1 protein-coding gene is annotated in these 333 nt (G+C 54.4%); it reads left to right on the forward strand.

Annotation, left to right across the window (positions count from 1 at the left end; genetic code table 11):
• Positions 1 to 205: coiled-coil-helix-coiled-coil-helix domain-containing protein (locus L9G74_RS20070; protein ID WP_238898541.1), on the forward strand; the 205-nt coding region annotated here is incomplete at its 5' end.
• Positions 206 to 333 lie beyond the last annotated feature (128 nt).

Consider the following 333-nt stretch of genomic DNA (forward strand, 5'->3'; position numbering starts at 1 on the left):
CTCGAATTCTCCGCAGCAGCAGGAGAGTGCCCCGACTTCACTGGACCACCAGGCCGCGCAGCCACCGCAGCAGAACCAGTGTGGCGCTGACCAGAAGGCCTTCCTGGAGTGTCTCAACTCCAACAGCAACGACATCAGCTCGTGCCAGTTCTACCTTGACCAGTTTAAGCAATGTCAGCTGGACCAGCAGAGCGCTTTCATGTAGATGTGGCGTTTATGACGAAAAGGCGAGCTCAATCTGTAATTGCGATGACGCCTAGAGCCTCAAACTCTGCAGCCACTGAGTTCATGTCGGTGCTGTTGATACAAAGGAAAGCGTAGAGGAGATCTGAG

Origin of the sequence: Shewanella electrica, assembly GCF_022321485.1 — a bacterium.
In the GTDB taxonomy this organism is placed as follows: Bacteria; Pseudomonadota; Gammaproteobacteria; order Enterobacterales; family Shewanellaceae; genus Shewanella; species Shewanella electrica.